This is a genomic window from Pseudidiomarina sp., assembly GCF_048268165.1.
GTDB lineage: Bacteria > Pseudomonadota > Gammaproteobacteria > Enterobacterales > Alteromonadaceae > Pseudidiomarina.
Genome location: NZ_JBLWWA010000001.1, coordinates 1087807 through 1107634, shown reverse-complemented (window position 1 = coordinate 1107634; position 19828 = coordinate 1087807). Strand labels below are relative to the sequence as shown.

At 47.9% G+C, this 19828-nt stretch carries 10 protein-coding genes; 9 read left to right on the top strand and 1 reads right to left on the bottom strand.

What is annotated here, in order from left to right:
- Nucleotides 1–4 precede the first annotated feature (4 nt).
- Complete coding sequence (locus tag ACN0UY_RS05320) at nucleotides 5–466, top strand: hypothetical protein (RefSeq protein ID WP_417665672.1); 462 nt, start codon at nucleotides 5–7, stop codon at nucleotides 464–466.
- A gap of 3 nt (nucleotides 467–469) precedes the next feature.
- Here the strand turns inward: ACN0UY_RS05320 and ACN0UY_RS05315 are convergent, their stop codons facing one another.
- Nucleotides 470–3916, bottom strand: coding sequence for a PAS-domain containing protein (locus tag ACN0UY_RS05315; RefSeq protein WP_417665916.1), 3447 nt, complete (start codon nucleotides 3914–3916; stop codon nucleotides 470–472).
- 299 nt (nucleotides 3917–4215) lie between these two features.
- Here ACN0UY_RS05315 and ACN0UY_RS05310 point away from each other — a divergent pair, with 299 nt between their 5' ends.
- The 8 genes from ACN0UY_RS05310 (at nucleotide 4216) to ACN0UY_RS05275 (ending at nucleotide 19742) form a co-directional block, all read left to right on the top strand.
- Complete coding sequence (locus ACN0UY_RS05310) at nucleotides 4216–7188, top strand: TonB-dependent receptor (RefSeq protein ID WP_417665671.1); 2973 nt, start codon at nucleotides 4216–4218, stop codon at nucleotides 7186–7188.
- Nucleotides 7189–7262: 74 nt separating this feature from the next.
- Complete coding sequence (locus ACN0UY_RS05305) at nucleotides 7263–8717, top strand: tetratricopeptide repeat-containing sulfotransferase family protein (RefSeq protein ID WP_417665670.1); 1455 nt, start codon at nucleotides 7263–7265, stop codon at nucleotides 8715–8717.
- Nucleotides 8718–8795: 78 nt separating this feature from the next.
- Nucleotides 8796–9062, top strand: a complete 267-nt coding sequence (locus tag ACN0UY_RS05300) for a DUF4212 domain-containing protein (protein WP_092856100.1) — start codon at nucleotides 8796–8798, stop codon at nucleotides 9060–9062.
- An 11-nt stretch (nucleotides 9063–9073) separates the two neighbouring features.
- Entirely contained in the window at nucleotides 9074–10786 is a 1713-nt protein-coding gene (locus ACN0UY_RS05295; RefSeq protein WP_417665669.1) for a sodium:solute symporter family protein, read from the top strand.
- A gap of 135 nt (nucleotides 10787–10921) precedes the next feature.
- Entirely contained in the window at nucleotides 10922–12904 is a 1983-nt protein-coding gene (locus ACN0UY_RS05290) for a DUF294 nucleotidyltransferase-like domain-containing protein (RefSeq protein WP_417665668.1), read from the top strand.
- Between the two features lie 3 nt (nucleotides 12905–12907).
- Entirely contained in the window at nucleotides 12908–13522 is a 615-nt protein-coding gene (locus ACN0UY_RS05285; RefSeq protein WP_417665667.1) for an exonuclease domain-containing protein, read from the top strand.
- Nucleotides 13523–13735: 213 nt separating this feature from the next.
- The gene (locus ACN0UY_RS05280; RefSeq protein ID WP_417665666.1) at nucleotides 13736–16657 is read left to right on the top strand and encodes a TonB-dependent receptor domain-containing protein; all 2922 of its coding nucleotides are present in this window, start codon (nucleotides 13736–13738) and stop codon (nucleotides 16655–16657) included.
- Nucleotides 16658–16916: 259 nt separating this feature from the next.
- Nucleotides 16917–19742, top strand: coding sequence for a TonB-dependent receptor domain-containing protein (locus ACN0UY_RS05275; RefSeq protein ID WP_417665665.1), 2826 nt, complete (start codon nucleotides 16917–16919; stop codon nucleotides 19740–19742).
- Nucleotides 19743–19828: the final 86 nt, after the last annotated feature.

Below are 19828 nucleotides of genomic sequence, written 5' to 3'. Positions count from 1 at the left end.
TTGTATGGTTAAGGGATTAAGTGCTATTGCTTTGTTGGTGCTGCTTAGCGGTTGTGTTGACGCTGAACGGGTTGAGGAGACACAAGCTGACAATGTTGCAAATAATGGTGCGACCGCAGCTGAACAAGCGATGGAACCGGCAGTAGCGGCAATGCGCAATGCGCGTATTGCGGCGTTGGATAATCAAATTCGCACCATGGTTGGTATTCCACGGGCCGATTCTCTGGACCAGTGCAAGCTGGCCGAAGTTGGCAAACGTGCCTGCGGTGGGCCGGAGTATTATATCGCCTATTCCACGCAGGTAACCGATGAACAGGCCATGCAAAAACTGATCAATGAATACACGCAGTTACGTGTGGAGCACATTCAAGCCACGCAAGAAATGAGTACTTGTGAAGTGATTCCGCGCCCACAATTGACCATTGAAAATGGCATTTGTCGGGCAACGGCTTTGAGTAGAATGTAACGGTTACTGACGCTCTAGATATTTGAGTAAGGATTTAAGCGCGGCGGGCTTAACTGGCTTGGCTAGAAAGTGCAGGTTACGCTCGCGCGCTTGTTTTCGCACATTGTCGTCGCGCATGGCGGTGACTAGCGCTCCTGATAACGTGTCGCCCCAATACTCCCGCAAAGCTGCCGCAAGGCTTAGGCCATCGTGTTCATCATCGCCAAGTTGATAATCGAGTAAGATGCCATCTGGCCGTTCATGGGTGCTGGCGTAGTCTAGCGCGGTGGTGCTACTGGTAAAGGTTTCGACGGTACAGCCCCATTTCTCCAGTAATGCCCGCAGTGCACTTAAGTTTTCCTGATCATCGTCCACGCACACCATGACCAGCCCTTGGTGTAAGTCGGCGGTGCTTGGCTGTTCGGGCTTGTCGTAAACTTGTGCTGGGCTGCCCAGAGGCACTTTTACCGAGAAACAACTGCCCGAGCCTTCTACGGTTTTTAAACGCAATTCACAGTGCAGTTGTTCACTCATGCGTTTGGCCACGCTTAAGCCGAGGCCAACGCCTTCAGCACGCGTATTGGAGCCTCGGTAAAAAGCGTCAAATACCCGGTGACGTTGTTGTGAGGTAATGCCAGGGCCAGTGTCCCACACCGCAATCAGTAAATGTTCACCACGACGGCGCACGCCAAGTAAAACTTTCCCGTTATCACGATTGTATTTAACCGCATTGGACAGGAAGTTTTGAATTATACGCCGTAAATAAGTGGGGTCGGTGTACACCACACTGTCTTGCAATCGAGTTTTCAAGCGAATGCCGCGCTGCTCAGCAAGCACGCTGTATTCGTGAATCAGCGGCTCAATGATGGTGCTTAGGCGCACATGACGGAAATTGGGTTGCAACGCACCTTGGTCCATTTTGGCAATTTGTAGCAGGGTGCTTAGCAAGTGCTCGGTGGAAGCCAAGGCTGTGTCGAGTTTGTGAGTTAGCTGCAAATTATTGGGATTAAGGTTGGTTTCATCCATGGCGGACAAATACAGCCGCGCCGCATTCAACGGTTGCAAAATATCATGACTGGCCAGTGCCAAGAATCGCGTTTTTGAGGCATTGGCTTCTTCGGCTTCTTGCTTAGCCTTTTTCAGTTCAACTTCAACTTTGCGACGGCGTTCTATTTCTTCGGTTAGTTCGTTGTTAATCTCGCGGATTTTCTTTTGGCGCACATTAATGCGTTGTTCCAAATCAATGTTGGATTCTTCCAGCGCTTGCTGGGTTTCCACGTGCTCGGTAATGTCAGTAAACGAGGTTACAAAGCCGCCGTTGGGAAGCGGGTTACCCACCATTTCAATCACTCGGCCATCGCCACGGCGCCGAATAAAGCGGTGAGGTGAGCCCATTTGCATGTGTTTCAGGCGCTTTGCCACCAGCTCGTCAATTTCACCGGGGCCGCATTCGCCGCGTTCGGCGTTGTAACGGATTAATGTGGCGATAGGCTGGCCGGGCTTGACCATGCCTTCGGGATAATTGAACAGATCTAAATAGCGTTTATTCCATGCCACCAAACGTAATTCTGCGTCGACGACTGAAATGCCTTGGGCGAGGTTTTCCAGTGAACTGAACAGTATCGATTGCTGCGTTTGCAGCGCTTGCGTGGTGTCATCAAAAAAGTGCACCACTTCTTCCAGATGCAAGCGGCGGTCGCGTAAGGCGGCTTCAACCAACGAGCGTGCCGTTGCAGCACCCAATACGCCGGTTAGCACGCGCTCTACGTAGTCGATAAATTCCCGTGATGCGACATCTTCTTTGTTGGTGTGGCTGGTATCTTCACCTTGCGATTCGGCAAAATAGTCAATGAGCTGTGCGGTACGCTGTTCGCCGACGAAAGTTTGCAATAGCAGCATCATATCGCCGTTGGTGGCTTGATGATGACGGCCAACGCTGTGTTCTTTTACGGTGGAGCGCGGCTTCACAAATGCCGTGGCCTGAATACGGTCAATGAGGCGCGGTTGCGCTAACAACGAAAAGGCAATATAGAAGGCGGTGTTCACCGCCATGCTGATTACCGTGCCTTGGGTGATGATGCTGGTGTCGCTGCTGTTGTGCGGTAGGTACATGGGCACGGCCACGGCAAATAACCACGCAATTAAACCAGTTCCCAAACCGACATACACGCCGCGGGCATGGCCGCGGCGCCAATACAAGCCACCGAGCACCGCCGGTAACAACTGCAATACCACCGAAAACGCTAACAGACCAATACTGACCAAGCCGGTGCCGGCGGCCCAGAAGTAATAACACAGGTAGCTGAGTAGCAAAATGGTGGCGATAGCCACGCGGCGGATCAGGAGTAGCCGTTTCTGGAAATCAGCCGGGAAGCGCGTTTGGCGTTGCAAAATGACCGGCATGATCACGTCGTTGGTTACCATGGTACTGAGTGTGACTGACGCGATAATGACCATGGCCGTTGCTGCGGAAAAACCGCCGATAAATATAAACACCGCCAGCCAGGTTTGGTCATGCAGCAACGGTAACCTTAACGCGTAGGTGTCGCCATCGAACCCATTGCCGAAAAATAGCCCGCCGCTCAGGGCAATAGGTACAATAGCTATGGCCACTAATACTAAATAGAGCGGGAAGCCCCAACGGGCAGTTTTTAAATGGCTGACATTTACGTTATCCACCACGGTAACGTGAAACTGCCGGGGTAGGCACAAAATAACGCCGGCAGCCATGAAGGTTTGTACGATAAATTCAAATTCTGAAAACGCTGCCCAGCTCCAGGCTTTGTCGGTGGGGTGGGTGACTTGTTGCCACATGCTGGTTGGTGAGGCGTCATTAAATAGTGAGTAGGCAAATATGGCTGCTGCGATCAGAGCGAGTAATTTCACCGCCGATTCAAAGGCAATGGCTAAGATCATGCCGTTGCGGTATTCGGTAACCTCAATATGACGGGTTCCAAATAACATGGCGAATACAGCCATGATGCCTGCCGCAATCAATTCATTAATTGAAAATTGGGTCAGCGCCGAGGTGTTTTCGGTAAGTACGACAAAAGTAAGCCCGACCGCTTTTAATTGTAACGCGATGTAAGGAATTGTTGCCAGCGCAGCAATCAGGGTTACAAACAAAGCTAAGCGTTGGCGTTTACCGTAACGACTGGCAATAAAATCAGCAATGGAGGTGATGTTTTGTTGTTTCGAAACGCTGACGAGCTTTTCCAGCAACGGCAGTGCGAACACAAATAATAAAAACGGGCCAAGCAAGATAGGAATATAAGCCCAGCCGCCGGTGGCGGCGTTGCCAACCGCGCCATAATAGGTCCAACTGGTGCAGTAAATAGCCAATGACATGCTGTAAATTATTGGCTTATAGCTGATTTTATTTGCCAGTGAGTTTTGCTTATCGCCCCAGTGGGCAACGGCAAACAGCAAAGCGATGTAGGCCAGCGAGGCAAGGATAAGAAGCAAGGTCATTGGGTCGATACTGTTCACGTGTGGCTAATAAGGTTAGTTAAACGGAAACTTGCTGGAACCGCAAGAGCGTTATTGGTTATTAACGAATAACGAATAACTATTAACGACTAACGTTATTTTGAAAATATGTTGTATGTTTTTTGGGTTCAGAACTTTTATTCAACGGATAATCTTGTTAAAACAGTACAAGTGTAACAATTGGTTACACTTCGAGATGACAGATGTGGCCTTTTAGCGCACTCGCTCGATCCGCTATACATCTGACAACAAAGAATAACAAATCCATGGAGAATGACAGTATGAAGCGTACTTTTTTCAGAAGTACCATTGCCGCTGCTGCGGTTGCAACTGCTTTAGGCGTTGCAGCTCCGTCAATGGCACAAGACGCGTCTAAGGGTTACTTGCAAGGCCAATCAGTTGACCAGTCTGGTCAAGTGGTTAGTGATGTTTCTGTAACAATTACCAACCTTGAAACGGGCTTGACCCGTAGTGTTGCAACGAATGCGAACGGTAACTTCCGTTTCCCATTGTTGCCACCGGGCGCTTACTCGCTTAAAGCTGAGAAGCCAGGTTACGGCACTGTCGCGGAAGACCGCGTCAACGTTGGTGTTGCTGGTGCAACCACCATTAATCTAACCTTACCAACAACTGAACAGATGGAAACTTTGACCGTTCGCGGTTCAAGCGTTTCGATGATTGACACTACGTCATCAGAATCTCAGCTGGTTGTTACGCAAGACTTCCTTGAGAAGGTTCCAGTCCCGCGTGACATCGCTTCAGTGGCGTTATTGGCGCCAGGTACAACCAAAGGTGATTCATCGTTTGGTAATTTGACCTCTTTTGGTGGTGCTTCGGTTGGTGAAAACGTTTACTACGTGAACGGTTTGAACGTAACTAACTTCCGTAACGGCTTGGGTGGTTCTGAACTACCTTTCGAAATGTATGAGACTTTCGAAGTTAAAACCGGTGGTTATTCTGCGGAATATGGCCGTTCAACTGGTGGTGTTGTTAACGTAACCACGAAATCAGGTTCTAACGAATTTAAAGCTGGCGCAAGCGTATACTGGGAGCCGGATGCACTTGCATCACAAGCACCTGACGTAATTTTAACTGAGCAAGCGCAAATTGATCGTAACGGTAGCCCTTACTACATTGTTAACAGCGAAAATAACAGTGAAGAAGCGAACGTCAACGTTTGGGCAAGTGGTGCTCTGATTGAAGACAAGTTGTTCTTCTTCGGCTTGGTTAATCAGAAAAACCGTACCAGCGATTTCGCGACCGCGTCACAGTACTATGACCGTGAGTCTAGCGACTTGTTGTATGCTGCGAAATTAGATTGGTACATCACACCTGACCATATTCTTGAGTTTACCGGTTGGAACAACTCAAGCGATTTAGACTCAAGCAAGTATATGTACGAAGTTGAGTCGGATACGCGTGGTGATTTGTACGGTGACTACATTCTGGAACGCGGCGGTAAATCATACGCGTTGCAGTATACCGGCATTTTGTCTGATGACTTCACCATGAGTGTGCTTTATGGCGTAAACAAGGCGAGTTACTCGAACGTTAACGCATCAGGTGACACGGTCGCAATTTATGCTGATGGGTACGCTGGCCAATTCACCAACTTTGGTTTGGCAACACCTTCTGAGCAAAACGATAAACGTACTGCTTATCGTATCGACTTTGACTGGTACCTTTCGTTAGACCACACGTTACGTTTCGGTATCGATTATGAAGATATGGAAGCCGACGAGAATACAGCACGTGCTGGCGGTGTGGCATACACCTATTACGGTTGTGATCCTGCTGCTTTACAAGAAGACCGTTTAGCTGGCTGTACTGAAGTTGACGAGAATATTTATCGTAACTCAGGTTCGTTCGAGACGAAATCAAACGCATTCTATATTCAGGATACTTGGACGATTACTCCAGATATCACTGCGCGTATTGGTTTACGTAACGAAACGTTCGAGAACTACAACAAGGCGGGTGAGAAATTCGTTGACGTATCTGATCAGTGGGCGCCACGTGTGGGTGTGAGCTGGGATGTGTTCGGCGATGGTACCACCAAAGCCTTTGCCAACTATGGTCGTTATTTCTTGCCTGTTGCCACGAATACCAACATTCGTTTAGCAGGTGACGAGTACTACGTAGTTAGCACCTATGAAGTTGCGTCAATTAACCCTGATAATACGCCAGTATATGGTGACTTGACGGGTCGCGCAGTATACGCCGACGGTACTTTGAAAGGTACGGCTGAAACGGTTAATGCTGATCTTGACCCAATGTATCAAGACGAGTTTATTCTTGGCTTTGAAACAATGGTTAGCGAAGATTGGTCTGTTGGCGTGAAAACCAGCTATCGTGAACTCGGCAGTTCATTGGAAGACGTTGCAATTGATGCGGGCTTCAATGAGTACTTGATCGATGAGTTTGGTTCTGAATGTACAATGTGTGCGAGTGGTTTCCACTACTACGTGCTCACCAATCCAGGTAACGATGTAACAATTACAACTGACCCTGATGGTGACGCTGGCCCACTTGAGTACGCTCAGTACACGGTTCCAGGTTCTTACCTTGGCTACCCAGAAGCCGTACGTAAGTATGCTTCAGTGGACTTCTCAGTGAAGCGTGCGTTTGATGGCGTATGGATGTTAGATGCAAACTACACGTGGTCTCACAGCTGGGGTAACAACGAAGGTTTCGTTCGTTCAGATAATGGCCAGGATGATGCAGGTTTAACCACCAACTTTGACCAACCTGGATTGGTTGATGGCGCGTACGGTAATCTACCGAATGACCGTCGCCACATGGTCAAAATTCGCGGTGCTTACCAAGTTATCGAGAACTTGACTGTTGGTGCGAACTTCCGTTGGGAGTCTGGTCGTCCAGTGAGTGCATTTGGCTTCCACCCAACTGATACTTATGCATCTCTGTATGGTGCTGAATCGTTTGTTTATAACAACGAAATCACACCACGTGGCAGCTTTGGTCGTACTCCAAACAATTGGAGCCTCGATTTAACAGCCCGCTACGATATGCAGATTCAAGACACTGATGTAACTTTCCGTTTAGACGTATTCAACGTGTTTGATAATGACAAGCACACCGAAGTAAACGAAGTTGCAGAGCGTTTTGCTGGATATGAAGGCGTTGATTATGGTTACGGCATAATTGCACGCGGTCAACCAAATGAGTTTTATGGTTTACCAACTTCATTCCAAGCACCACGTTCAGTGCGCTTGAGTGCAGAAATTAAGTTTTAAGAAGTAACGACAAAGGCCGGGAGCTATTGGGTTTCCGGCCTTTTATTTTGCGGCTCTATAAAGGAATAAAACAAGTGGTTGAAACATACTCGCTTAATGACTTGCTGCTTGCCGTACGTGGAGGATCACGTGCCGAGTCAGTCGCTATTTTGAATCATTTTATTGAAAACGAAGAGCCACTAGAAAGTGATTGGATAAAGTGCGCAGCGCTTGCATTACGTATTGGTGAAATCAATAAAGCTAAACAAGCCGCTGATTTGTATCGTGCCGTGATGCCGAAGACGTTACGCCATCTCATTAATTATTGCGGTGTTTACGCTGAAGCGGGTGACTTAAACCGCGTTTTAAAGCTTGTTGAACCGCAGATTAAGAAAGATATTAAAGACCCGAATTTATTTCATCTGGCAGGAACTGTTGCCGCACAATTGGGGCATTTGGATCGTGCTAAAAATTATTTGATGCATGCACTGAAGTTAGCGCCACAGTCTGGCATTACGTGGTTTACCTTAAGTAGCATTACTGACTTTAAAAAATATCCGGCGTTGCTTGATAAGCTTGAGCAAGCATTCGCAACAATACCGGCGGCAGACGAAAAGAACCTGCAACAGTTTCATTACAGCTTAGGCAAAGCCTATGCTGATGTAGGGCGTTTTGAAGATTCCTACAACGCCTACACGCAAGGCGCGGCGATTATGCAACGTGCCAGCCGTTATTCCATTGAAAACGATCAAGCTTTTATAGCCGACCTAATAGCCAACCATAGCGCTCAGGCGCTCGCACAGCTGCCACAAGCGCAGACTGGCTATAATCGGGCCGTAGCCCTGCTAGGGCTGCCACGTAGCGGCACAACGCTGTTAGGGCAGATGCTGGCGAAGCATTCAAAAGTAAAAGGTGCGGCAGAGACCAACGCGATTGGCCATGCCAGCATGCATTTGCGCAACGAAAATTTCTCTGACTTTCCTGGGTTTATTGCACAGCACGGCGACGCGCAGGGCGCTATTGACCATATTGCCGATGTGTATGCCCAGGTGCTGAACCAGCAGTTCAGCGGAAACAATCTGGTGGTGGATAAAACCATTCAGTTAAGCCGCCATTTTGGAATTTGGGCGCAGGCATTTCCGCAGGGGCGGGCCGTGTATATTAAGCGCGCGCCAGCTGATGTGGCGTGGTCGTGCTTTAAAAGCAACTTCCGCAGCCGTGCCGATTGGAGTTGGGATGCGCGTGATATTGCGGCCTACATGCAGCACGAAGAGCAACTGATGAACCATTGGTTGGCGGTAATGGGCGATCGAATTCTGACGGTTAGCTATGAAGACTTGTGCCATGAGCCTGAGCGCGTGTTGCGTGACGTGTGCGCACACATAGGGTTAGCGTATGAGCCACAAATGCTACATTTTTATAAGGACAATGGGCCGGTGTTTACCTCAAGTGTGGGGCAGGTGCATGAGCCTATTCATCAAAAACGCATTGGCTTGGCGGCAAATTACCCCGAGTTTTTAGCGGCGTACGACCAATGTCGTATTTCCTAGATAGCTATATCCCGACTAGATTGCATAAGTGAATAAATCACTAAAAACAAAACAACAACAGAACAATCTGGAGGGCGTATGGCTTTCAAAAGCGAAGAACTCGCAAAAGCCTATTGGCGCGATAATATCAGCCTAGTACTTAAGTTGCTGGCTGTGTGGTTTATCGTTTCATATGGTTTCGGCATTATCCTGGTGGACTGGCTTAATCAGTTTACTTTCTTCGGCTTTAAGTTGGGCTTTTGGTTTGCTCAGCAAGGCTCGATCATCACTTTTGTTATTCTAATTTTCGTGTATGTGAAACGCATGGCGGCCTTAGATAACAAATACGAAGTTCACGAAGAGTAAGGGGCCGAAACATGGATATTCAAACTCTCACGTTTATTATCGTCGGTGCCACCTTCGCGCTTTATATCGCGATTGCTATTTGGTCGCGTGCCGGCTCAACTTCTGATTTCTATGTTGCCAGCGGCGGTGTGCATCCGGTTATGAACGGTATGGCCACTGCAGCAGACTGGATGTCAGCGGCTTCCTTTATTTCGATGGCAGGTATCATTGCTTTCGCCGGTTATGACGGCAGTGTGTACTTGATGGGTTGGACCGGTGGTTATGTTCTCTTAGCCCTGTGTTTGGCGCCATACCTGCGTAAGTTCGGTAAGTTTACCGTGCCAGATTTCATTGGTGACCGTTACTACTCGCAAACCGCACGTACTATCGCTGTTATTTGTGCCATCTTGATCTCCTTTACCTACATTGCAGGCCAAATGCGTGGTGTGGGCGTGGTATTCTCGCGCTTCTTAGAAGTTGATATTGCTACCGGCGTATTTATCGGTGCAGTTATCGTATTCTTCTACACCGTATTGGGCGGCATGAAAGGTATCACCTACACCCAGGTTGCACAGTACTGCGTATTGGCATTTGCTTACTTAGTGCCAGCAATCTTTATTTCTTTCCAAATGACCGGCCACTTCCTGCCACAAACAGGGTTTGGTGCAACCATTGCGGAAGGGGTAGCTGGTGAGGGCACCTATTTGCTCGATAGGCTAGATGGCTTGTCGGCGGAATTAGGGCTAGCCGCTTACACCGAGGGCATGCGTTCGAAAATTGACGTATTCGCAATTACCTGTGCATTGATGGTGGGTACTGCAGGTTTACCACACGTTATTGTTCGCTTCTTCACCGTACCGAAAGTAAGTGACGCACGTTTGTCTGCAGGTTGGGCATTGGTGTTTATTTCTGTGGTTTACTTAACTGCACCATCAATTGCTGGTTTCGCAAAAGTTAACCTGATCAACACGGTAAACGGTCCTGATCTACAAGGCGTTGAGTATGAAGCTGCGCCAGACTGGATTAAGAACTGGGAAAAAACCGGTTTGATTGCTTGGGAAGATAAAAACGACGACGGCAAAATGTTCTATTCAGGTGATGAGCGCAACGAAATGACAGTTGACCGCGACATCATGGTTTTAGCGAACCCGGAAATTGCGAGCTTACCCGCTTGGGTTGTTGCTCTGGTTGCTGCTGGTGGTGTTGCCGCTGCGCTGTCAACTTCGGCAGGCCTGCTGTTGGTTATCTCAACATCGGTTTCGCATGACTTACTGAAACGAACCTTAACCCCGAATATTACTGATAAGCAGGAGCTAATGTGGGCCCGTGTGGCCGCCGCAGTAGCTATTGCACTGTCCACGTGGTTTGGTATTAATCCGCCCGGCTTCGTGGCGCAGGTGGTCGCCTTCGCGTTCGGCTTAGCCGCAGCGAGCTTCTTCCCTGCGATTATTCTGGGTATTTTCCACAAACGTATGAATAGCACAGGTGCTATTGCCGGTATGCTTGTGGGTATTGTGTTCACCTTGGCGTATATTATTTACTTCAAGTTTGTGAACCCAGCCGGAAATATTCCAGAAAATTGGTTATTCGGTATCTCGCCAGAAGGCATTGGTACTGTGGGTATGGTGTTGAACTTCGTTGTTTCTTATGGTGTTCATAAGATGACAGGCGATGCGCCGCAAGATACTCAGGACTTAGTTGAGTCAATACGTTACCCGCGCGGTGCGGGTGGTGCGACGCACTAAGATAAAAAAGCCCGGCGTTCGCCGGGCTTTTTCGTTGTTCGTTATTCGTTAGTCGTTATTCGTTAAGAGCTTTGATATTTTTGCTTTTTCGAGTAACGATTAACGAATAACCAGTAACGAGTTTAAGGTTTCAAAATGCAGCCGGAATTTACTGACGTACAACGCTTTTTACTCGACTGCCCACCATTTGATGAGCTTGATAGTGAGCAACGTCAGTGGGTGGCGCAGCAAATTAAAGCCGCCTATGTAAATGAGCACAATGTGGATGCGCTGTTCAAGCAGCACAGCCCGGCACTTTATATTGTGCGCTCAGGCGGTTTTGATTTGCTGGCGCCGGACCAACACGTGATTGAACGGCTGGAGTCCCATGATTTATTTGGGTACCCGTCGTTGTTGAGCGGTCGGCCGGTGGTGAACAAATTGAAGGTAATTGAAGACGGTATTATCTATATTGTCAGCGCGGGTGCTTTTGATAAATTACGGCAAAACTCACGTGCCTTTGAGCAATATTTTATTCGCGCGCATGGCCAGCGTTTGTTGGGTGAAGTAACGCGCCCTTATTCGGCGGGAAGTGCGGCGGGAAGTTCGGCGGGAAGTACGGCAGCTAATGGCGATGGGTCGCGGTCTGCTGAGAGTGTGCGCGCAGGAGCTTCCGCTTCGGATAAAACTCCTGGTTTTGATGCGCTTGAGCTAACCATTGGGGAAGTGGTTTCGCGTAAGCCTGTCACCTTACCCATGTCGGCTACGATTCGCGAAGCCGCGCAACTGATGCGTGACCATAAAGTTTCCTCGGTAATGATTTTGGGTGCGGAGCTGGGACTGCACCCCACCTCTCCAAATCAAAAGCTTTTCGGCATTCTCACCGACCGCGACCTGCGTAACCGTGTAATTGCCGCTGGCTTAAGTTATGACATTCAAGTGAATGCGGCGATGACGCAAGCACCTGCCACAGTGTATGGCCGACAAACGCTGATGGATGCGCTCACCTTGATGACGCAACACAATATTCATCACTTACCCGTGCTTGATGATAACGACCAACCGATTGGCATGATTACCAATACCGACTTAATGCGGCAGCAACGCAGCGAGCCGGTGATGTTGATTAGCGCGATTAATAAAGTGACAACCCGTGAGCAACTGATTGAGGAAGCTCAGCAAATACCCGCGTATATGCAGACCTTTGCTGCGCGGGTGCATGACACCACCATGGTGGGGCGTTTATTGGCCTCACTCACCGATAGTATGACGCGGCAACTGATTCGTTTGTACGAACAAGAACACGGTGTTGCGCCCGGTACGTATTGTTGGATAGCTTTCGGCTCGCAAGGGCGTGAAGACCAAGTACTTAGCTCGGATCAAGATAATGGCTTACTGCTTGGTAACGGGCTTAACGAGCAACAGCTGGAATGGTTTAAGGGGCTGGGTGAGTACGTGTGTTCTGGGCTGAACGAGTGCGGTATTCCGTTATGCCCGGGGGATATTATGGCGTCCAATGCCGACTGTCGCCGTACGTTGGACGGTTGGCTTGATCGGTTCCACACCTGGACCGAAAGCCCAACCCCCAAAGCGCTGATGTACTGCCAAATATTTTTTGATTCGCGCATGGTGCATGGCAATAAACGGTTGTATCAGCGCTACCGCGAAGAAGTGGCAAAACTCGGGGAAAAAGATTTCTTTTTAGGTAACTTGGCACGCTTGCAGGTGAGTGTGCAGGTGCCACTTGGGTTATTTAATCGGTTTCGTGGTACTGAATCAGGCAAAGATAGCGACTTGATCAACATTAAGCGCTACGGCATTGCCTTGATTAACGACATTGTGCGTATTTATTCGTTACACGCGGGTTTAACTGTGCCGCAAACGCTACAACGATTGGAACAGCTACGTGGAAGTAATTTGTTGAATCGTAAAGACAATCAGTCGTTGGCGGAAGCTTGGCAGTTTTTGACGCAGTTGCGACTACAGCATCAGTTGGAAATATGGGGAACCGATAAGCCGAAAAACGCACTGGACCCTGATGAATTAAGCACCTTAACCCGACGCCAACTCAAAACTGCCTTCCGCATTATTAAGGAATGTCAGCAGGGCGTGGGATTAAAATTTGGCCGCGTGGGTTAATCCATGTTTGGCTATTTAAAGCGCTGGTGGTTAAAAAGTATACAACTACGTAAATCATGGACGCATCACACCTATATTGCTCTTGATATTGAAACCAGTGGACTGGACCCAAATACCGATCAATTGCTGGCTGTAGCTTGGGTTGAGATTACCCCGCCGGTGATTGACTATAAAACCGGTCGCTACTACCTGATAAAGCATGATCAGACCGACTTAAAGCAATCGCCAGTCGTGCATGGTTTGGTCAGCAAAGACTTTCTTGAAACCACCGAACCACGCGTGATGTTAGAACAGCTTGCAGAAGTTTTACGCGGCAAGGTTTTGGTGTGTCATCACATTCAACTCGATTGGAGTTTTTTAAAGCATGCTGCCCGCCAGCATGGCATCAAACTGGAGCCGCTTGCTTTATTCGACACGTTAGCGTTTGAAGCCAAGCGCCTAAAACGTCAGCAACATCATATTGAACGTGGTTCACTAACACTCTCAGCCTGCCGCACTCGTTATGGGCTGCCAGAGTACAATTCACATCATGCGTTTAGTGACGCTGTCGGCTGTGGTGAATTGATGCTGGCGCAAGGCTATAAATTCGCCGGTAGCTCAAAATCTCGCCTGTTGTGATCCTTTTAGCCAACCTTCTCGTTAGAAACGCGACGACTGACGTAATTTTAATGTTAAAAAGGCATTGAAAATAGTTTCATCGTGTAGTTAACTACTTCGGATTCTATACAAGTCAGTTGTAACTGCAGTAGAACACTCAGAACTCGGTTTGAAAGCAAACTCGAATAACCAGGCTTCAAGCCGAGATAAATATAATGAATCGGGGAGTAAGACATGGCTAAAAAATCATTTTTAGCGAATTCAATTCAAGCTGCGTTAGTAGCTGGATTCAGCTCTGCGTTGTTAGTTGGTGCGCCAGTGTATGCGCAAGACCAATCTGACAATCAAGAAGTTGATCGCGAAGAAGTTGAGAAAATCCAGGTAACGGGTTCTCGTATCGGTCGTATCGGTGAAAGTTCACCGACGCCAATCACTGTTATTGACGGTGAAGCGTTAGTTGAAACTGGTGCGATGAACATCGGTGAAGTGTTGAGCCGCTTGCCAGCATTGGCAACGACGTTCACGCTCGCTAACTCAGGCCGTTTCATCGGTACTGCAGGTATCAGCACTCTGAACTTACGTAACATGGGTGTTGACCGTACCTTGGTATTGGTTGACGGTAAGCGTCACGTATCAAGCTCGCCAGGTTCTGGTGCTGTTGATACCAACACCATTCCAAGTGCGTGGATTGAGCGCGTTGAAATTATCACTGGTGGTGCATCAGCGGTATACGGTGCTGACGCTGTAACGGGTGTAATCAACTTTGTATTGAAGAAAAACGTTGAAGGTTTGAACGCAACTGCTACTCGCGGTTATGCCGAAAATCACGATTATAACAACGAAAAATACACTTTATCTTATGGTACTGATTTCAACGGCGGCCGCGGTAACATCGCTTTCTCTGTTGAGTATAACAGCCAAGATTCGTTAAACGCGTTGGATAACCCTTGGACAGCAACATCGTTTGCAAACTTCCGTTATGAAGACTTATATGGTCCACGTACCGCGGAACAGCAAGATGATCCAGCATTCCCTGATCAAATCTTGTTACCAAACGCAGGTTACTACGCAATTTCTAATCCAGGTACTACTTGGAACCCGTTCACAGGCGGCATCATGGGCACGTTCAACCCAGATGGCAGCTATCGTGACGTTTATACTGGCGACGTAGTTAGCGGCTTGTTCTGTCAAGACTGTGACTTTATCAACTTGCGTCAGTACAGCGAAATTCAACCGAAATTCTCGCGTACTAACTACAACGTAAAGGGTAACTACGAAATCAACAACGATATGTCTGTTTATTTCGATGCCAAATACGTAAATAGCAAAGGTCAAAACATCGGTCAGCCATTCTTCCGTTTCTACGCTACTGGCGCAGCGGGCGCAGGCTACCCTTATTTGATGAAGCGTGACAACGCATTCTTACCTGAAGGTTTAGCGCAAGAAATGGATGATTTAGGCATTCCATTTGTTGGTGTTAACCGTATGTACAACGACGTAGGTCGTCGTATTGAAGAAAACACGCGTGAAACAACACGTTTCGTAGTGGGTTCTGAAGGTAACTTGAACCAAGACTGGACTTATGACGTGTCATTGGTTTGGGGTAAATCTGAAATTGAGCGTGTTAACGGCGCGAACGTGATCTTCCAAAACATGGAATGGGCACTGGACGCGGTTGACGATGGTACAGGTAACATCGTATGTCGTAGCGCTGAAGCGCAGGCTGACGGTTGTGTGCCTATCAACATCTTTGGCGACGGCATGCCAAGCCAAGAAGCTCAAGATTACGTAACCACTACGTCAATCGGTACTTCTGAAATTGAACAAACTGTATTCAACGCAGCATTTACCAATTCATTCTTGTATGAATTGCCAGCTGGCTTCGTTGGTTTTGCAGGTGGTGTTGAATACCGTGAAGAGAAATCTGTCACTGTAGAAGACCCGTTTGCAAAAACTGGCGCAACCTTCTTCAACGCGTTGGGTGAAACTGACGGTAAATACGATGTTTCTGAAGTGTTCGGCGAAGTTACCGTGCCTTTATTAAGCGACGTAGCATTCGTTGACATGTTGACGTTTGACACCGCTGTACGTTTTGCTGATTACTCAACTATCGGCAACGCAACCAGCTGGAAAGTTGGCTTCGACTGGACCATGAATGACCAGTTCCGTACGCGTGTTACTTATGCTGAAGCAATTCGTGCACCAAACATCGACGAATTATTCTCTGGCCAAAGCCAGTCGTTCGCGGCTGTTGATGACCCATGTCGTACCAGCAACCTTGCTGATTTGAGTGGCGAAGCACGTACCCGTCGTGAGCAAAACTGTGCCGCACTTGGTGTGCCAGCAGATTTCGACTCTGACTACGATGCAGCAACACTTGAAACCTTAGTCGGTGGTAACCCTGACCTGAACGAAGAGTCAGCAGAAACCTTCACTGTAGGTTTTGTGTACACGCCAACTTGGTTCGAAGGCTTCTCAGCAACTGTTGACTACTGGGAAATCGACATCGACGATACCATCAGTGGCATCGGCTTCCAGACTGTTCTGAACCGTTGTGTTGACGCAGCAAGCGTTGATAACCAGTTCTGTGACCTTGTTGACCGTGACCCAGCAACAGGTGAAATCACCTTGATGCGTGGTTTTGCGTTGAACATCGCGCGCAGCTTGAACTCTGGTGTTGACTTCGAATTCGCTTATGCAACTCCATTGTTTGATGGCGAGTTCACCACCAACTTAATCGGTACTTACTTGCTTGAAGCGAAAGATTATCCGTTCGCTGATGAGCCAGAAAACTACACTGATTACGCGGGTATCACTGGTGACCAAGATCTGCAAATGCAGTTACGCTTCGGCTACCGCGTTGGCGCATGGTCATTCGGTACCAACACCCGTTACTTGAACGGTGTTGAACTGTACACTGCTGATTCATTAGAGCGTAACCCTAACCCAAGCAATGAATTGCGCTGGGGTAGCTACGCAGTAACTGATGTAAACGCAGGTTACAAATTCGACAACGGTTTCGGTGTAAGCCTTGGTGTTGATAACTTCTTTAACCGTCGTCCACCAGGCCTAGCAAACACTGCTACTGGCGCGGGTTCAGCGGTTTATGACAACATCGGTCGCTTCGCTTATTTACGTGGTACTTACACGTTCTAAGCTGTTAGCTTAATCCGTAGAAAGTGAAAACCCGCCTCTGCAAAGAGGCGGGTTTTTTTATTTATATTTACGATCAATTGGTTTAATTGCACTTCTGGGCTTGTGAAACGGCTTTGTTTTAATTAATATCGGGTGATGTCGGGTGTTTTTTATGCATGCGAATGCGTTAAAACGCACGATTTATAAGACGCACGCGGGCGTTCACGTGCCGACTTTAAACCTAGTAAATCACGTATAAGTGATCCAGGGAGAACACAGTATGTATACTAATAATAAATTAGCTAAGTCTATCCGCTTGGCTCTTATGTTCGGTGGCGCTTCACTTGCGTTGTCAGGCACTGCGGCAGCGCAGGACCAGTCTGGCGAAGAGCAAGCTGAAGAAGCTCAAGAACGTATTACCGTAACAGGTTCACGTATCAAACGTACTGACTATGAATCATCTAGCCCAGTACAAATCACTTCTTCTGAAGAAATCAAAAACTCTGGTTTTACCCGTATCGAAGATTTGATGAACAGTCTTCCACAGGTAGAAGCAGCGCAAACATCTTACATCGCTAACGGTGCATCTGGTGTAGCAACACTTGACCTTCGCGGTATCGGTACTAACCGTACCTTGGTACTTATGAATGGTCGTCGTCTGCAATCAGGCGGTATCTATTCGCAAGCAGCTGACGTTAACCAAATTCCATCAGCTTTGGTTGAGCGCGTAGAAGTGCTTACCGGTGGTGGTTCTGCTACTTACGGTGCTGACGCCGTATCTGGTGTTGTCAACTTCGTAATGAAAGATGACTTCGAAGGCTTAGAAGTTAACGTAGGTGCCTCTGGTTACCAGCACAGCAACGGTAACGACTACATGCAAGGCCTGATGGATGAGCGTAACTTCGGCTATCCTACTGGTGGTAGCGGTATCGATGGTAAGTCATACAACATCGACGTAACCATGGGTAGCAGCTTCGCTGGCGGTAAAGGTCACGCAACTGCTTACGCTACATGGCGTCAAATCAATGAGCTTCGTCAAGAATCACGTGATTATTCATCATGTGCTCTGAACGCAGCTGGTACTGCTTGTGGTGGTTCATCTACTGCGCCATTACCAAACACATTCTTCGCTCCAGTTGTTGACGGTGAATACGATCTTGACCAAGAAGTTTGGTGGTCATTGAATGGTGACGGCAGCTTCTCTCCGTATGATGGCAGCAACGTTTATAACTACGCGCCAGTTAACCACTTCATGCGTCCAGATACTCGTTACACTATGGGTGCGTTCGTAAACTATGAAGTAAACGACTCATTCCGTCCGTATATGGAACTGAGCTACATGCATGACCGTACTGTTGCTCAGATCGCTGAGTCAGGTACTTTCTACGCATTCCGTCAAGACATCGACATCAATAGTGCACTATTCAGTGACGCACAACGTGCGCAATTCCGTAGCGAATTCGGTCCAGACGTTGAAACTATTGGCGCCTACATTGGTAAGCGTAACGTTGAAGGCGGCCCACGCATGAACAACCTGGAACACAGCGCGTTCCGTATGGTAGTTGGTGCTGAAGGTTACTTGAATTCAAACTGGTCATATGATGCGTCATTCCAGTTCGGTTCAACTTCTTCAAACACTGCGTATGTTAACGACTTCTACGTTAAGTATGTACAAGATGCGTTAGAAAACGCTGAATACGACGTATTCACTCCAGGTGGTGTAACTGCTGAATCTGCTGATGCACTAGGTGGCGTTGCAATCATGACTGGTATCACCTCACAGCGTATTGTTAACGCATACGTAACCGGTGAATTGGGCGCAAGCTTACCATCTTCTGATTTGCCAATGGCTGCAGTATTTGGTGTTGAAAACCGTGAAGTAGATTTCGAGCGTACTGCTGATACTATCTACCAAGAAGGCGCGTTGGCTGGCCAAGGCGGCCCAACTAACAGCTTGGCTGGTGGTTACAACGTTAAAGAATTGTTTGGTGAGTTGAGCGTACCAATTGCTGAAGGCCGTGACGGCATTGATAGCATGACCTTAGATTTAGGTGTACGTTTCTCTGACTACAGCACTTCTGGTAACGAAACGACTTATAAAGCAGCTTTAGATTACAACATCACTGCTGACTGGAAAGTTCGTGCAAGCTACAACCGTGCAGTACGTGCTCCAAACGTTGGTGAATTGTTCGCTGCAACCTCTATCGGTTTGTGGGGTGGTACTGATCCATGTGCGGGCGATACTCCTGAGTTCACTGCAGCGCAGTGTGCTAACACAGGCGTAACTGCTGCGCAATACGGTAATGTTGATGCAAACCCTGCATCACAGTACAACGGTTTGTTCGGTGGTAACACTGAATTGCAACCAGAAGTAGCTGATACCTTAACATTCGGTGTTGTTGCGAACCCACTTGACAACTTGAACTTCACAGTTGACTACTGGATGATCGAAATCGACGAAGTTATCGGTACATTGGGCGCTTCAAACACACTTCGTTTGTGTGGTGAAACTGGCGACGCAGTTTACTGTAACAACGTAAACCGTGCTCCATCAGGCAGCTTGTGGCGTGGTAACGATGGATTCGTTCGTGCAACTAACATCAACGTTGGTTCTGAAGAATATAGCGGCGTTGACTTAAACGCTAACTATACTCTGGAAGACGTTCTTGGCGGTACTATTACTGCGCGTATGAATGGTTCATTGTATCTTGAGAAGTATGCAGATAGCGTAGGTCAAGACTGTGCGGGCTTAATCAGTTCAAACTGTTTCCCACAGCCAGACTGGCGTCACTCTTTAACCATGACTTACACTCCGGATGATATCTGGACTGCACAGTTGAAATGGCGTTACTTCGGTGGTGTTGACTATGAAGGATCTACTGACCAGTTATTACTTGGTAAAGGTATTGGTTCACAAAGCTACTTAGACGTAGTAGGTACTTTTGACGTGAACGAAAATACTTCAGTACTTCTTGGTATTAACAACATCCTAGACAAAGAGCCACCATTGGTTGGCGGTTCACTGTCTACTAACGCAAACACTATTGCTGGTTTCTACGACACATTGGGTCGTTACATCCACGCAAGCGTAACTTTCCGCTTCTAATAGCGAAAGAATTAGCGTTTAATAAAACGGCGACTATTAGTCGCCGTTTTTTATTTCCGCTTCAGTAAAACAACAGCATTCCAGGA

Bases quoted from the DNA above. Each gene is read 5' to 3' on its own strand.
- ACN0UY_RS05320 (WP_417665672.1), top strand. From the start codon at position 5: ATGGTTAAGGGATTAAGTGCTATTGCTTTGTTGGTGCTGCTTAGCGGT.
- ACN0UY_RS05315 (WP_417665916.1), bottom strand. From the start codon at position 3,916: ATGACCTTGCTTCTTATCCTTGCCTCGCTGGCCTACATCGCTTTGCTG.
- ACN0UY_RS05310 (WP_417665671.1), top strand. From the start codon at position 4,216: ATGAAGCGTACTTTTTTCAGAAGTACCATTGCCGCTGCTGCGGTTGCA.
- ACN0UY_RS05300 (WP_092856100.1), top strand. From the start codon at position 8,796: ATGGCTTTCAAAAGCGAAGAACTCGCAAAAGCCTATTGGCGCGATAAT.
- ACN0UY_RS05295 (WP_417665669.1), top strand. From the start codon at position 9,074: ATGGATATTCAAACTCTCACGTTTATTATCGTCGGTGCCACCTTCGCG.
- ACN0UY_RS05290 (WP_417665668.1), top strand. From the start codon at position 10,922: ATGCAGCCGGAATTTACTGACGTACAACGCTTTTTACTCGACTGCCCA.
- ACN0UY_RS05285 (WP_417665667.1), top strand. From the start codon at position 12,908: ATGTTTGGCTATTTAAAGCGCTGGTGGTTAAAAAGTATACAACTACGT.
- ACN0UY_RS05280 (WP_417665666.1), top strand. From the start codon at position 13,736: ATGGCTAAAAAATCATTTTTAGCGAATTCAATTCAAGCTGCGTTAGTA.
- ACN0UY_RS05275 (WP_417665665.1), top strand. From the start codon at position 16,917: ATGTATACTAATAATAAATTAGCTAAGTCTATCCGCTTGGCTCTTATG.